This window comes from Arthrobacter sp. AD-310, from assembly GCF_054656615.1.
Window position 1 is genome coordinate 23,077 of sequence record NZ_BAAHNO010000003.1, and the last position, 14,739, is coordinate 37,815.

Annotated in this window: 13 protein-coding genes; 9 read left to right on the forward strand and 4 right to left on the reverse strand. The window is 66.2% G+C overall.

The features are described 5' to 3' along the window. Window positions 1–120: 120 nt before the first annotated feature. The 4 genes from ACYQ1Z_RS01290 (at window position 121) to ACYQ1Z_RS01305 (ending at window position 6,284) form a co-directional block, all read left to right on the forward strand. Complete coding sequence (locus ACYQ1Z_RS01290; protein WP_459790548.1) at window positions 121–2,004, forward strand: DUF4118 domain-containing protein; 1,884 nt, start codon at window positions 121–123, stop codon at window positions 2,002–2,004. Next, window positions 1,997–2,674, forward strand: coding sequence for a response regulator (locus tag ACYQ1Z_RS01295; RefSeq protein WP_459790549.1), 678 nt, complete (start codon window positions 1,997–1,999; stop codon window positions 2,672–2,674). The genes ACYQ1Z_RS01290 and ACYQ1Z_RS01295 overlap by 8 nt, the downstream gene beginning before the upstream one ends. 164 nt (window positions 2,675–2,838) lie before the next feature. Further along, a complete protein-coding gene (locus ACYQ1Z_RS01300) occupies window positions 2,839–4,821 on the forward strand; it encodes an APC family permease (RefSeq protein ID WP_459790550.1) in 1,983 nt (660 codons plus the stop codon). Then, on the forward strand, window positions 4,818–6,284 hold the full coding sequence (locus ACYQ1Z_RS01305; protein WP_459790551.1) for a TrkH family potassium uptake protein: 1,467 nt from the start codon (window positions 4,818–4,820) through the stop codon (window positions 6,282–6,284). Before ACYQ1Z_RS01300 ends, ACYQ1Z_RS01305 begins: the two co-directional genes overlap by 4 nt. 152 nt (window positions 6,285–6,436) lie before the next feature. On the opposite strand, the gene ACYQ1Z_RS01310 is transcribed toward ACYQ1Z_RS01305, so the two are convergent. Next, window positions 6,437–7,924 (reverse strand): MFS transporter, encoded by a 1,488-nt coding sequence (locus tag ACYQ1Z_RS01310; RefSeq protein WP_459790552.1) that lies wholly within the window; start codon window positions 7,922–7,924, stop codon window positions 6,437–6,439. 105 nt (window positions 7,925–8,029) lie between these two features. Between ACYQ1Z_RS01310 and ACYQ1Z_RS01315 the strand changes: the two genes are divergently transcribed. Together ACYQ1Z_RS01315 and ACYQ1Z_RS01320 are read left to right on the forward strand one after the other, a co-directional pair. Then, complete coding sequence (locus tag ACYQ1Z_RS01315; protein WP_459790553.1) at window positions 8,030–8,794, forward strand: SDR family oxidoreductase; 765 nt, start codon at window positions 8,030–8,032, stop codon at window positions 8,792–8,794. A gap of 98 nt (window positions 8,795–8,892) precedes the next feature. Then, on the forward strand, window positions 8,893–9,648 hold the full coding sequence (locus ACYQ1Z_RS01320) for an ANTAR domain-containing protein (RefSeq protein WP_459790554.1): 756 nt from the start codon (window positions 8,893–8,895) through the stop codon (window positions 9,646–9,648). Window positions 9,649–9,690: 42 nt separating this feature from the next. Here ACYQ1Z_RS01320 and ACYQ1Z_RS01325 read toward each other — a convergent pair whose 3' ends face one another. Beyond that, window positions 9,691–9,822, reverse strand: coding sequence for a hypothetical protein (locus ACYQ1Z_RS01325; protein WP_459790555.1), 132 nt, complete (start codon window positions 9,820–9,822; stop codon window positions 9,691–9,693). A gap of 411 nt (window positions 9,823–10,233) precedes the next feature. Between ACYQ1Z_RS01325 and ACYQ1Z_RS01330 the strand changes: the two genes are divergently transcribed. Next, entirely contained in the window at window positions 10,234–10,455 is a 222-nt protein-coding gene (locus tag ACYQ1Z_RS01330) for a three-helix bundle dimerization domain-containing protein (RefSeq protein WP_459790556.1), read from the forward strand. On the opposite strand, the gene ACYQ1Z_RS01335 is transcribed toward ACYQ1Z_RS01330, so the two are convergent. Next, window positions 10,452–11,189: a glycoside hydrolase family 16 protein gene (locus ACYQ1Z_RS01335; protein ID WP_459790558.1), complete on the reverse strand. Its 738-nt coding sequence runs from the start codon at window positions 11,187–11,189 to the stop codon at window positions 10,452–10,454. The genes ACYQ1Z_RS01330 and ACYQ1Z_RS01335 overlap by 4 nt on opposite strands. Between ACYQ1Z_RS01335 and ACYQ1Z_RS01340 the strand changes: the two genes are divergently transcribed. Next, on the forward strand, window positions 11,188–11,532 hold the full coding sequence (locus ACYQ1Z_RS01340) for a hypothetical protein (RefSeq protein ID WP_459790559.1): 345 nt from the start codon (window positions 11,188–11,190) through the stop codon (window positions 11,530–11,532). The genes ACYQ1Z_RS01335 and ACYQ1Z_RS01340 overlap by 2 nt on opposite strands. Before the next feature lie 932 nt (window positions 11,533–12,464). Here ACYQ1Z_RS01340 and ACYQ1Z_RS01345 read toward each other — a convergent pair. Further along, window positions 12,465–12,941: a hypothetical protein gene (locus ACYQ1Z_RS01345; RefSeq protein ID WP_459790560.1), complete on the reverse strand. Its 477-nt coding sequence runs from the start codon at window positions 12,939–12,941 to the stop codon at window positions 12,465–12,467. Between the two features lie 520 nt (window positions 12,942–13,461). On the opposite strand from ACYQ1Z_RS01345, the gene ACYQ1Z_RS01350 reads away from it, so the two are divergent. Beyond that, complete coding sequence (locus ACYQ1Z_RS01350; protein WP_459790562.1) at window positions 13,462–14,727, forward strand: glycosyl hydrolase; 1,266 nt, start codon at window positions 13,462–13,464, stop codon at window positions 14,725–14,727. Window positions 14,728–14,739: the final 12 nt, after the last annotated feature.

Sequence of the window (14,739 nt, forward strand, 5' to 3'; positions counted from 1 at the left end):
CCATTTTTCGGCGGCGGGTCCCGGCTCCCCGTCAGGGGGATTTTTCGTGGCAGCCACGCCAGCGGTGAAGAATGGTCCCATGGCACCAGGAACACCTCGAAAGCACTCGGGGAACGCACCGTGACGGACACCGTGCCCCGCCAGGAGAAGATCGTGGTGGGCGTCAGCGGAGTTTCTGCGGACCAGGACCTGGTCAGGCGGGCCGCCGGCCTGTCGGCTGCCGTCCCCGGCGGAGAACTCCACGTGGTGAACGTCCGCAGCGCAACTCTCGCGGCGGACCAGCCCGGCAAGGAGATGGAACGACTTCGCCAGCTCACCCGTGATGCCGGCGGCACCTTCTATGCCATCGGCGGGCAGGATGTCGCCGACTCGCTGCTGCGGTTCGCCCGCAGCGTGGACGCCACCCAGATCGTGTTGGGCACGTCCGCTTCCCGGCGGCACCGCGGCAGCGTCGCCGACCGTGTCCGGCAGCAGGCCGGCGGCCTCGATGTCCACCTTGTATCCCGGGAAACCGCCCCTGCCCAACCCGACCGGCGCAGCAGCCCCCAGACGCTGGGGAGGCGGAGGAAGACCGCGGGATTCATCCTGGGAGCGGTGCTGCCGCCGTCCCTGCAGTTCATCCTGGACGAACTCCCGCATGACCAGCTGTCCACGGACATGCTGGTCCAGATGACCGGCGTGGTGGCCGTCGCCCTTGTCGGCGGGTTGTGGCCTGCCGTTGCCACGGCGGCGCTTGCAAGCCTGGTGGTGAATTACTTCAGCGTGCTGCCGGTGGGTTCCTTCGAGATCCTGGACCCGGAAAATGTCCTGGCCCTGGTGGTGTTCCTGCTGGTGGCGGTGGCCGTGTCCCTGGTGGTGGACCGTTCCGCCAGGCTCAGCAAGGAAGCACGCCAGGCCGGAGCCGAAGCGGCCATCCTGGGCGAGATGAGCCGCCGCGCCGTGGCGGAGGGGAACAGCATTCCGGCGTTCCTGAACCAGGTCCGCGACCACTTCCAGGTGGATAACGCGGCGTTGTGGGCGAGGAACCGGGAGGCTGCCGGCGGAACGGCCGGCTGGACCCTGCTGGCGCACTCGGGGGCGGCAGCCCCGCCGTCGATCTCCGCCGCGTCCACCGTGGATGACCTTGATGCGTGGCGGGCCCTGGCCTTGACGGGCCGGGAGCTGGGGGTGGACGAGCGCCGCCTGCTGGCCGCCTTCGGCGCGCACCTGCTGGCCATGCTGCAGCGGGAGGAACTGTCCGCGAGCCAGCAGGAGAACCTGCGCCTGGCCGAGGGCAACAAGATGCGCACGTCCATCCTGCGTGCCGTCTCCCACGATCTCCGGACTCCGTTGGCGGGCATCAAACTGGCCGCGAGCAGCCTGCGGGATCCCGCCATCACGCTGCCCCGGGAAGAACAGCAGGAACTCCTGGCCACCATCGAAACCGGCGCGGACCGGCTCGACCGGCTGGTCAGCAACCTCCTGGACATGTCGCGGATCACGGCCGACTCCATCTCCCCGCTGATCCGCCCCGTGTACTGGGCCGATGTGGTGGGTGAGGCGGTCCGGGGTGCAGACCCGGACCGGGTGCGGATCCTCCTGCCGGACAACATGCCCCCGGTGGAGGCGGACCCGGGGCTGTTGGAGCGGGTCATCGCGAACCTGGTGGAAAACGCCCTCAAGTACGCGCCCGAGTCGGACGTGGTGATTGCCGGGGACGTCGGCGGGGCGGGCAGCGCCGTCATCGGCGGGGTTCCGGCCAGTGAGCTGAAGGTGGTGGACCATGGGGCCGGCATCCCCGCCAGCCAGGTCCTGAGCATGTTCCGCCCGTTCCAGCGCGCCGATGACACGTCTGCCGGGTCAGGAATCGGGTTGGGCCTGGCGGTGGCCAAAGGCTTTACCGAGGCGATGGGCGGTGTGCTGGTCGCCGAGCAGACCCCCGGCGGCGGGCTGACCATGGTGGTTCGCCTTCCGCTGTCCACCGGTGCAGCGCCCACACCGGTTTCCGGAGGACACCATGGCTGACGTGCTCATCGTCGACGACGAAATCCAGATCCTGCGCGCCCTGCAGATCAACCTCAACGCACGCGGATATTCGACCTTCACCGCGCTCACGGGACACCAGGCCCTGGAGGAGGCGGCCCGCCACCGGCCGGACGTCATCATCCTCGACCTTGGCCTGCCGGACATCGACGGCGTCGAGGTCATCCGGCGGCTGCGCCGCTGGAGCGGGGTACCCGTCGTCGTGCTGTCTGCCCGGCACGGCTCGGACGACAAAATCCAGGCCCTCGACGCCGGCGCGGACGACTACGTCACCAAACCCTTCGGCATGGACGAACTCCTGGCCCGGCTCCGCGCGGCCCAGCGCCGCGGGTCCGCCGGCCAAGACACCGTTCCCGTGGTCAGGACGGCAGGCTTCACCGTGGACCTGGCCAACAAGGAGGTTATCCGGGCCGGGACGCAGGTGAAACTTACTCCCACGGAGTGGAACATCCTGGAGCTGCTGGCCAGAAACTGCGGGGCCCTGGTGACACACGCACAAATCCTGGCTGAGGTGTGGGGCCCTGCCTATGCCGACGAGACAGCCTACCTCCGGGTCTACCTGGCCCAGTTGCGCCGGAAGCTGGAGGTTGATCCGGCCAATCCAAGGCACCTGCTGACCGAAACGGGGCTTGGCTACCGGCTGCGGGAATAGCGGTATTCCATGGTGCCAAGGGGTTGCGACGGCGAGCGTTAAGAAAGCATTAAGAACCCGGATTCGACCCCATTGGGGTGTAAATGCCGGTGCTACGCTCCGGGAGTTAGCAGCACTGAGGCCTGCCCGGAAAACCGCGGCAGGCAGCACAGAAAGACACTCCGTTGACGGCTCCTGCCCAGTTCTCCATTCCCGCGACCCTCCCCAATCCCCAGCGGGAAACCGACTCCGGCAATCCCCTTGTCCGATGGCTGCTGGAGCACCGGGTCCACCAGCCCGTGGGCCCGGAGACCGCAGAAGATCATGGCGCCCAGCAAAGCTGGTGGAAGGTCATGTGCCTGACCGGGGTGGACTACTTCTCCACGCTGTCCTACCTTCCCGGCATCGCCGCCTTGGCAGCGGGCGCCCTGTCCCCGCTGGCCACCCTCCTCATCGTGGCCCTGACGCTGCTGGGCATGCTGCCGATGTACCGCAGGGTGGCCAAGGAAAGCCCGCACGGCCAGGGGTCGGTGGCGATGCTGGAACGGCTGCTGCCGTTCTGGCGCGGCAAGGTGTTCGTCCTGGTCCTGCTGGGCTTCGTCGCCACCTCCTGGATCGTCACCATCACGCTGTCAGCGGCGGACGCCACCGTGCACCTGCTGGAAAACCCCTATCTTCCCCCCGCCCTTGAGGGCCAGGCCGTTCCCATCACCGTGGTCCTGCTCCTGATCCTGGGCGGCGTCTTCCTGCTCGGCTTCTCCGAGGCGGTGGCCGTCGCCATCCCCCTGGTGGCTGTGTTCCTCACCATGAACGCCATCATCATCGGTGCAGGCGCCGTTGAAGTTTTCACCACTCCAGCTGCCCTGTCCAACTGGACTGACGCGCTCACAAGCGCCGGCGGCGGATTCGGCGGCGTCCTGGGACCGGCCCTGGTCGCGTTCCCGCTCCTGGTGCTGGGGCTCTCCGGGTTCGAAACGGGCGTGAGCATGATGCCGCTCGTGGCGTCCAAGGGCAGCACTCCGGAGGAGAAACTCGCCAACAGGGTCCAGAACACCCGCAAGCTCCTCACCGCGGCAGCCCTGATCATGAGCCTCTACCTGATCGGGAGCAGTTTTGTCACCACGGTGCTGATCCCGGCTGAGGCATTCCAGGAGGGCGGGGAAGCCAACGGACGTGCCCTGGCCTACCTGGCCCACGAACACCTGGGCAACGGCTTCGGCTCGGTCTACGACGTCAGCAGCATCCTGATCCTGTGGTTTGCCGGTGCATCCGCGATGGCGGGCCTGATTAACATCGTCCCCCGTTACCTGCCCTCCTACGGCATGGCACCGGAATGGTCCCGCGCGGTGCGCCCGGTGGTCCTGGTCTACACCGCCATCAGCATCCTCATCACGCTCGGCTTCAAGGCCGACGTCAACGCCCAGGCCGGCGCCTACGCGACAGGGATCCTGGCCATGATGGTCTCCGGCGCCATCGCCGTCACTATCTCCGCCATCGGCAAGAAGCAGCGCGGACCCGCCGTCGGCTTTTCCGTCCTGACCCTGGTCATGCTTTATGCCCTGGCCGCGAACGTCATCGCGAAGCCCGACGGCATCACCATCTCCGCGTTCTTCATCCTGGGGATCGTGGTGGTGTCCCTCGTTTCACGTGTCAGCAGGACCACCGAACTGCGGGTGCACAGGATTGAGTTCGACAACACCGCGCGGCAGTTCATCAGCGACACCCTGGCGTTCGACGGGCGCATCAACCTCATCGCCAACCGTCCGCAGGCCCGGGACGCGGCAGAATACGCCGGCAAGGAAGAGGAACAGCGCGCCAACAATCCGGTCCCCGGCACCGCTGATGTGATATTCCTCGAAATCGACGTCAGCGATCCGTCCGGGTTCAGCGATGTCCTGCAGGTGCGGGGCGTGGACGTGGACGGCCACCGCGTCCTCCGCGCCGAAAGCCCTGCGGCACCGAATGCCATCGCCGCGATACTCCTGGCCCTGCGGGATAACACCGGAGTCAAGCCGCACGCATACTTTGAATGGTCGGAGGGCAACCCGCTGGCCCACCTCATGCGGTACCTGCTCCTGGGCCGGGGGGACACGGCGCCCGTGGTCCGGGAAATCATCCGCGAGCACGAACCCGATCCCGACCGCCGCCCCGGCATCCACGTGGGATGAGCCAGAAATCGGAACGGCTGCCCCGGGATCCGGGCAGCCACGCCCCCGCCAGCTTCAACATTGCCCCCGAAGACCGGGAGGCCGTGCGGAAGATGACCGGCCGCGACGGTACCAGCCGGAAGGAGAACTTCGCCAGGCGCCTGCTCTCCCATCCGGTGCGGGCCGTCCCTGTGGCGTTCCTGCTGGCCATACTGGCGGGCGCGGCACTGCTGATGCTGCCTGCGGCTCGGACCTCGGCTGAGGGCGACGTTGTCCTCACTGCCCTTTTCACCTCAGTTTCGGCTGTTTGTGTCACTGGCCTCATCACTGTGGACACCGCCACTTACTGGACGCCGTTCGGTCAGGGAATCATCCTGTGCCTCATCCAGGTGGGCGGGTTCGGAATCATGACACTTGCCACCCTCCTGGCCCTGCTGGTCCGGAAGAACATCGGGCTGCGCGGGCAGCTCGTGGCCCAGACGGAAACCCACACCGTAAACCTGGGCGATGTCCGGGCCGTCCTGCTCCGGGTTGCGAAAATCATGCTCGCGTTCGAGGGCGCCACCGCCGTGGTCCTCACGGCCCGGTTCTGGCTGGCCTACAACCAGGACCCCGCAACGGCCGTGTGGCACGGCGCCTTCCACGCTGTTTCCTCGTTCAATAACGCCGGTTTCTCCCTCAACAGCGACAACCTCATCGGGTTCGCCGAGGACCCCTGGATCATCCTGCCCGTCTGCCTGGCAATTATCGGCGGTGGACTAGGCTTCCCGGTCATCATCCAGCTGGTCCGCGGCGAAACGCGCCCCCGTAACTGGACCGTGCACCTGCGCCTCACTATCTACGGCACACTCCTGCTCCTCGCGGCTGGCACCGCCCTGTTCGCCGCCTTCGAATGGAACCGCGCCGAAACCCTCGGGAACATGTCCGTGACCGGCAAGCTGCTGAATTCCTTCGCGGGCAGCGTCTTCCCCCGCACCGCCGGCTTTAACAGCATCGATTACGGGGCCGCCGCGCCCGAAACCCTCCTGGTCACCGACATTCTGATGTTCATCGGCGGCGGCAGCGCAGGCACGGCCGGCGGCATCAAGATCACCACGTTCCTGGTGCTGGGCTTCGCCATCTGGAACGAGGTCCGGGGGCGCGACCAGGTGACTGTCGCGCACCGGTCCATCAGCTCCTCCTCGCAGCGGCAGGCGCTGTCCGTCGCGCTCCTGGGGGTCGCCGCCGTCGTCAGTGGCACCCTGCTGCTGCTCATGTTCACCGACCACAGCCTGGAAAAGGTGCTCTTCGAATCGATTTCCGCGTTCGCCACGGTTGGCATGAGCACGGGCATCACCTATGACATGCCGCCGGCCGGGCAGTGGGTCCTGATGGTCCTGATGTTCACCGGGCGCATCGGCACTGTCGCCGTGGCGTCTGCCCTGGCCCTGTCCGCCAGGCCCCGCCTGTTCCGTCTCCCGGAGGAACGGCCGATCATCGGCTGACATCCGCCTTTACGAAGGCAGGATCTGAGGGAGCGTCTACAGCTCGGGTGCCGGACGTGCGTTGGGGGTGGGCCAGGCTCCCGGGCTTGTTCAGAAGCCGCCCCGTGAAGGTTCGGATCTGCGAACAACGCCCGTACGGCGGGAAGAAGAACCTAGGCTTCCGCGGCTGCGCTGTCTGCGGCCGCAGCCTCGGTGTATTCCTCCGACACCCGGCGGTACACCGGGGTGAGGAAGGCCAGGAGCGCCGCCGCGATCAGCAGGATCCCGGCCACCAGGAACACCAGGGCGATGCCCCGGGAGGTGCCCTCCCCCAGCAGCGGCGCCAACTGGGCCGATCCCTCCGCGGACCGCGCGTACGGGATGATCCAGAACTGGGCGACTGGAGCGATCAGGAACGCCGTGATGGGCGCGGCCGCGGATTCGAACGCCATCGCAAACCCGAACACGCGGCCCTGTTTGGGCAGCGGAACCACCCGCTGGATGACAGTCTGCTCCGCGGCCTCCACAACGGGCACCAGGGTCAGGTACAGGAAGATGCCCAGGACATACAGCCACGCCCACTCGCGCACTGTGAAGACCGCGCCGAGGAAGCCCATCACCACCACGGCCCAGAGCAGGGTCCGCAGCGGGTTCTTTCCCAGCCCGAACTTCGCGACCAGCCCGCCGCCCACCAGGAACCCGCTGGACCCCACAGCCAGGAAGATCCCCCACAGCTCCACGGGGAACATCTCCAGGCCATACGGGTCCATCAGCGCCATGTAGACGCCGCCCACAAAGTTGTTGAACGTGGAGAACAGGATCAGGGCGAACAGGCCGGAGATGGCGAGCACCGCGGCCAGGGCGCCGCGGAAGTCGAACCCGCCCTGGGCGTCCGACGCTGCGGCGCGCACTTCCTCGGGCATGCGCAGCGTCAGCAGGTGGGCGAGAGCCACGGCCGTCAGGGCGATGGCGACGGCGATGGTCCAGCCCATCCCCAGGAGCCCCACCGACAGACCGGACAATACCGAGGTGACCAGGAACATCAGCCCCTGGACCATGCCCACCATGCCGTTGGCGTTGGCCCGCCGGTCCGGCTCGATGAGGATGGTGACGGTGGTGGACAGCGCAATGTTGCGCAGGTTCTCCACCACCGCGCCGATGAGGATGATCAGGGTGAAGATCCAGAACCAGGGCTGGGCCAGGTCCAGCAGCCGGGGACCCGGGACCAGCAGGAACACCACGCCGGACAGTGCGAACATCCCCAGCGTGAACACGGCCGCGAACCGCATGACGGCCAGCTTCCGGTACCGGTCCACGAACGTGCCGAAACTGATGCTGGACAGTGCGATCAGCAGCATGTAGGCACCACCCACTACACCTGTGGCGATGACGTTGCGCGTCTCCAGGTACACCCAGAACGTGAGGGCGAACCACAGGTAGCTTGTGGTGATGTTCGCCAGCGCCGTGTTCACCAGGATCCCGGCGAAAGTCCGGGAGCGCTGCGCCGGGGTGCGCAGGGAAGTGTCGACGGCGGCCGGATCAGCCAGGTGCCCGTCCCCGCCTTCGCCGGGCGGCCCGGACGCGGGCGCGGCGCCGCGTGGAAGACGGGCGTCGTCGTCGTAAGCAGCGGCCCTCCCCCGGACCGGTTCCTGCTCAGTCATGCGTTCCAGTCTAGGAGAACCGGCCGGGGGACACACCGGGAATTTCCCCCTATGTGGACGGACTCCTGCTGCAGTCCCCGTTCCCGGCGGGCTTAGGATTCCCGTATGAGGATTGCCGTTGCAGGGGGAACCGGTACCGTTGGACGCCACGTGGTGGAGCTGGCGAAGGAACGCGGGCACGATGTGGTGAGCCTGAGCCGTGCGGAGGGTGTCGACCTGGCTGCCGGCCGCGGCCTGGATGCGGCACTCGAGGGTGTTGACACCGTCATCGACGTTTCCGGGATCAACACCATTTCCACGAAGAAGGCCGTGGACTTCTTCACGAACGCCTCGCAGAACCTCCTGGCCGCGGAACAGCGGGCGGGCGTAAAGCACCACGTGGTGCTTTCGATCGTGGGCATCGACAAGGCCCCGTCCGGCCTCTACGCCGGAAAACTGGTCCAGGAGGATACCGTCAAGCACGGCGACATTCCCTGGACGCTGCTGCGGTCAACCCAGTTCCACGAGTTCGTCCCGCTCGTCCTGAAGACCGCTTCGGCAGGGCCGGTGGTGGTGGTGCCCAAGATGTTCACGCAGCCGGTGGCCGCCCGTGAAGTGGCCGAGTCGCTGGTCGCGGCAGCGGAGGCGGGGCCGCAGGGACGCGTCGCAGACCTGGGCGGCCCCCGGACGGAGGAACTCGACGGCATGGTCCGCGCATACCTGGACAGGACCGGCCAGCACAAGAAGGTGGTGGAGATGCCCTTCCCCGGCCCCATGGGAAAGGCCATGCGGAGCGGTGCGCTGGTCCCGGCGCCGGGTGCCGCCGTCGGACGCCAGACGTTCCGTGAGTGGCTCGAAGCAAGTAGTACCCGCAGCGGGCAGGAAAAGTAGAGTACCCGCTACTCGTGCCCTCACAGGTGGCGCCCCCTAAATTCAAGGAAAAGCCTGCACCGTGGCAGGTGGGACCGGGGACCGACGGGGGATGAAACGTGGCAGTACAACCGATAGCGGGCAGCAAGCGTAGCGGCCGCACCGGCTTCCTGCTTGACCTGATCACCGGTGCTGAAACCGACCACGCGTCCGTGCAGCGCCTGGCGGAGGCCGCCGCGCTGGCGCTGAGCGGGTCGGCAGGGATTGACTGCGCGGCCACGCTGCACCGCCCCGGCAATCCGCCCGTTACCGCCGGGAGCGTCGGCACCGCGGAGTGCCTGGCCGAGTCGGAGGACAGGTACGGGGACGGGCCCATGGTCCAGGCCGCCTCGGCGGCCGAGCCCGTGCAGATAACGGGGGACGGTGCGTCGCAGCGCTGGCAGGCATACCGACGGCGGCTGGTCGCCTCGGGCTACGGGGCTGCACTGGCCGTCCGGCTCGAGCTGGAGGGCCGCACCTCCTGCACGCTGGTGTTCCTGGGGCCTGTGGGATTCGACTTCACGCCGGACCTGGTGGCCGAAGCCACGTGGTTTGCGGCGGTGGCGTCGGAGAGCATGAAGCTGGCCATCGAGGTGCGCAGCGTCCGGTCCGCCGGTGACAACCTGAAGGCAGTGCTGGAGAGCCGGACTTCCATTGACGTGGCCTGCGGCGTGATCATGGCCCAGAACCGCTGCTCCTACACAGACGCCTTCGGCAAGCTCGCCGCCGTCTCCCGCCAGCGGAACCTCAAGGTCCGCAACGTCGCCGAAAACATCCTCAAGGCCCTGACCGGAAGTTCTCCCGCCACCCGGTTCGAGCCGCCGGCGCTGGCTTAGCCGCCCGCAGCGGTTCCGGCGCTTTACCCGGGCACTGGCCCCTTACCTGGTCATCGCGTAGATGGCGACAACCAGCCCGATGCCGAGGACGATGTTGACCAGGACATAGGGCTGGATGCCGCGTTTGATGTCCGCCCTGCGGCGGCCGTGCTTGCGGGCGATTACTTCTGCCATGGCTCGAACTTAGGCAGCATCCCCTTCCGTGCACCCGCGTAATCGCTACTCGTTTTATAAATGCCTGCTACGTGGTTTTCTTTCTTGCGCTGCAGCCGCAGGCCCCGGGCAACGGGAAAGCCCCTCCTAAGAGGGGCTTTCAACGTAGTGGTCAATTGTCATTCGGTTATGGTCAGCGGTGATGCACTCCCCCTTCCCGGACGCCCCCGGCGCCCATCCGGAATATGACAACAACGACTTTAAAACCTCGGCACAGGATCCGTAAAGGGGTTCCGGGCGGTAACTTTTCATGCGCATCCGGGTGGCAGGGCACGCCACGCCCCTGGGTAGGCACAGCGGCTGTTCAGGGGCCCTTGTGGGAAGCCGCAGCGGGCCCTTGACATCGCCGCCGGACAGGTCGACGCTGTGGGAATGTTCCACGAACCCGAGGTCCGGGCACTGCTGGCCATCGTCGAGCGGCTTGCCGGGCGGTTCCCAGGCCACGAACGTTCGGTCATTGAGCAGATTGTGGCCGAGGAGCACCTGGTGTTCGACGGCGTCGCCGTCCGGGACTACGTTCCGATCCTGGTGGAGAAGGCCGCCAAATCCCGCCTTACCCGGGCAGGGGCCTCATCCGTTGAAGCCTGGCGCTAAGGGTTCCTGGCCCAGATCGACACCCAGTCAACGTACACATGGCCGGCGGTTTCGGGTGCCGGGCAGCCTGTCAGGCACGACTCGGTCTGCAACAGGTAGCGCATCGGCTTGTCCGGAACCATGGAGTTGGCGACGCCGATGGACTTGCCGTCCAGGAAGAACTCGATCCGGCCGGGACTCCACTCGGTGGTGGCAACGTGCCAGGACGTGAACGGAACATTGGGACGGAAGACGTCGAACTTGTGGCCCTCCGCGGTGACGCCGTGCAGCGCGGCATAAATGACCTTTGACAGGTCACCTTCGGGGAAGTCGATTTCGCCGTCCTGCGGCCACTGCTTGCTGACGGGCCACAGCAGCCAGGCCACCTTGAACCCGGCCAGGGCATCGGCCTTGAACCGCACGGAGTAGCGCCCGTACAGCTGGCTGTTGTACGGGGCCTCGGTGACTCCGGCAAACCTGGGCGAGGGTGCCGCGCCCATGGACACGCCGTTTTCGGAGTGCAGGTACATGTCCAGGAGCCCGTCATGGACGCTCAACACCTTGGAGGGGTAATAGCCGGACGTTCTGGCGTCCTTGTCCTGCGTCTTGGCGTGCGTGTCCGGCGTGCCGTCGCGGTACGTTTCGTGCCAGCGCTGGCCATATACAGGCCCGGGGAATCCGCCCAGCGGAACATCCCCGTCCGTGAAGTCTTCTGTGAACACCTGCCGCCAGCCGGGCAGGTCACCCACCGGCATGGCCTCCCCATACGTAACGTCAGCGTTCGTGGAAGCCCCGGGCGTGCTGGAGTCCGCAGAGGGCGTTGCTGATCCGGAATTGGCGGTGGCTTGCGCGGAACCCGTGGAGGGCGGCGCCGGCGCGGCGTCCGTGGATGGCGCAGCAGAGCCTGCGTCCGCCGTCGGCTCCGCGGATGCGGAGCTGTTGGTCGGCCGGGCGGAACTGGTCGCCGTGGTGGCCGGGCCGGCGCCGTCCGACTGCGTGCTTTGGGTGGGAGTTATGTCAGCGGCGACGCTGGCCGTTCCGATGGCGAGCGCCGACAAAGCCACCACCGCAACGAGCGCACGGGCCCTGCGGTCATGACTGATTGCCTGCCATGGCGTTCTTTTGCCTTCAGCCGGTTGCAGGTGCGCCTTCCGCTGCTCATGACCCCACGGAAAGTGGGAGCTGCGCCGGCTGTCTGCCATGGTGTCCTCCCATCCCTGGTCCGGAGCAGGAAAGGCGCGGCGGCCTCATCCCTGATGCGGTTCATTTTAGGAGGGCTGTCCCGTCCGGGTCACGAGTACCCGGCTACTCGACTTTCAGGTCACCTTACCTGCACCCGGCTACCCGGATTACTTGGTTTAGGAGACCTGGTGCCGTGCCTTTACCCGGATCACTGCGGCGGCCAGGAGCCCGACGGCCCCGAGTGAACCCAGCATGCTTGCAAGTGCTGCGACGTATTCAGTGATGGTCATTGCGTCCGCTCCCCCTGGACCTGGAACTGCCTTGATGGCCCCAAGCTACGCCTGCAGGCCCACGGAGGGCCGAAGGATCGCCCCAGTCTTAGGTCAAGATTTGGAAAAGTCCTGCGGGCCCGCCAAATTGAGCAACTCTTGATGCCTTCTTGATCAGAACCCCACAAACCCTTGAGGAGGGCAGGCCACAGTAGTCGGTGAAAGGCTTGGCGCATGGGGGTGCAGCTGGAACTGGGTCCAGTAGTACCAGGCCTTGATTCGGGAAACCGAGGGTCTCAGCGTGGGGCGGCGCCGCAGGAAGCGGCACGCCCCACGCGCCACCCGAACCCCTCTCTAAAGCAAGCAGGCTGGGGCCGATGACGGAGGCGGCGGATCAGCGTCGATCCGCAAAAAGTCATCGGCCCCCTGCACCTGCACCCCGACGGTTGAGTCAGCTTGCGAGGATTCGCGGGTGGAACTTGGCCCCGCCCCCTGAAGAGCATCAGCGGGCGGAGGACCGTTCAGTCGAACCCTCCGACCGCACTGCTGCTTATTCGATTTATTGGGCGGACCCCTGCGCTAGGAAAGTTCCTGGCAGAGATCAGTCACATCTCCGGTGCCACTGAAGACCCTCTCTTCGGTTCCATCCGCCTTGAGGGCAAAGTTGAAGTTCCCTTCCAACAGGTAGATTCCAGGGAGCACGGAATTGCTTTCCCTCGCGTTGAGGACGATATTCAAACCGGTCACCGTGAATTCGGTGGTTCCGTCTGCCTGCAGCTCGGCGTGGGTGGAACCCGTGATGAGATAGGTTGCCTCCTCACCCGTTTTGAGATTCGTGATGGTCACTCGTTGACCTGGTGAACCGACAAAGAACCGGTCATTCGGAAGCTCAAAGAAGTTCGACTTGCCGGTTACCGTCAACTGGACCGGGTACTTACAAAGCTCGTTAGCCTTGTAGGTCAAAATCACCGAAGCATCACCAGGGGCCGCAGCCGCAGGTCCGGTGCCTGCAATAACCGCGAAGAAAAGGGCGCAGAAAACTAACAGTTTCTTCACCGGGAACTCCAATCATTAATCTGAGTTGGCACACCAAACGCAAAGGGAAAGCGGATGTGCACACAAAGGCTGCTGAATACTCGACCTTGAAAAATTTCAGCATCGGCAGAATCACCGGGTAGTGGCAATCCCGTTGATGGCTTGCGGGGATGAGGCACATGAACCCGACCTGCCCGCACATTTCTTACTAATCAGTAAGTTCAGTTGCTGCATCGGCTGATATTGCGATGGCTAGCTGGATATTAACCCACGCGTTAGTCACGTGTGAAGCATTAGGTAGACATGTGGGGGGCTTTGACTGGAAATAGGGGGCTGTATCCCCCGCGACTGGCAGCGCCGCCGCCGAGGACCCGCCGCGTGCGTAAACAGTGGGAGAAAACTGTGCAGATCCTGTCCCGAATTGGCCACGCCATCCCCCGACTGCCCAGCAGACTTAACCGGTGGGGGTTTTGGTCCGGCCCCTCCTCCAGCGCGCCCGTTCGCCGCCCTTCAAAGCCGGACCAGTAAAAACGGAGGTCTCGTGAAACTACTCAGAAACATGCTGTGCTTCGTCCTGCTGCTTGCGTGGGCGGTGCCCCTCGGCGCCGCCCCGGCCCAGGCCGCAACACCCATCCTCACCCTCAGCCCGGACAGCGGCCCGGTTGGCACGTCCGTAACGGTCACCGGTACGGGCTTCCCCAAGAAGGCGTCCGGAACAGTCACCGCCGGCACCGCGAGCGTACCCTTCAAGACCAGCGCGTCCGGCTACTTCACAGCGGAGCTTGTCATGCCGGAAAGCGCCGAACCCACCATAACCGTCAGGGCCACCTCAGGCACGGCGGGCGCCTCGGCACCTTTCACGCTCACCTACAGTTCCCCCTCCGCCACAGAGGAAGAGGCACCGGCCGCCGCACCGGCGCCGGTAACCCAGCCGGCACCCGTGGCGCCTGCCCCTGCCACCCTGCGGTTCGGCGTCGGGACCCCCGGAGGGCCGTTCGCGGCAGCCGAACTTGACGAGGTGGCAGCGCTGGCGGGCGAGGCGCCGTCCATCATCCTGTCCTACAAGGACTTCAACCAGGCTCCCCCGCTCGCCGAACTGGAGGCAGTCCGCGCCCGCGGCGCCGTCACCCTGCTCACCTGGGAACCGTGGGCCTGGGGCGGCGGAACCGACCAGCCCGCCTACACCCTCGACAATGTGGCCGCCGGCAACTTTGACGCGTACCTCGCCACCTGGGGCAAGGCCCTGGCCGATTGGGGCCACCCGGTAATGCTGCGGTTCGGGCACGAGATGAACGGCAACTGGTACCCCTGGTCCGAGCAGGTCAACAGCAACGGTTCCGGGGACTACGTGGCGGCGTGGCGGCACGTGCATGACGTGGTCACGGCGGCGGGTGCCACCAACGTCACCTGGGTGTGGAACCCCAACGTCCCGTATTGGGGCTCCATCCCCCTCACCGGGCTCTACCCCGGGAACGCATACGTGGATGCGGTAGCCCTCGACGGCTACAACTGGGGCACCTCGGCGTCGTGGAGCAGCTGGACCGCCCCGTCGCAGCTCTTCGGCGACGGACTGTCCCAGCTCCGCGCCCTCGCCCCCGGCAAGCAGATCCTTATCGCCGAAACTTCCTCGGCCGAACAGGGCGGATCCAAGGCCGACTGGATCACCGCGCTCTTCAGCTACCTCAACGCCCAGCCGGACGTCACGGCCGTGACATGGTTCCACTACAACAAGGAAACCGACTGGCGCATCAACAGCAGCACCGCCTCCGCCGATGCCTTCAGGCAGGCCATGGCGAGCCGCCGCTAGCCGGCCGCCGCT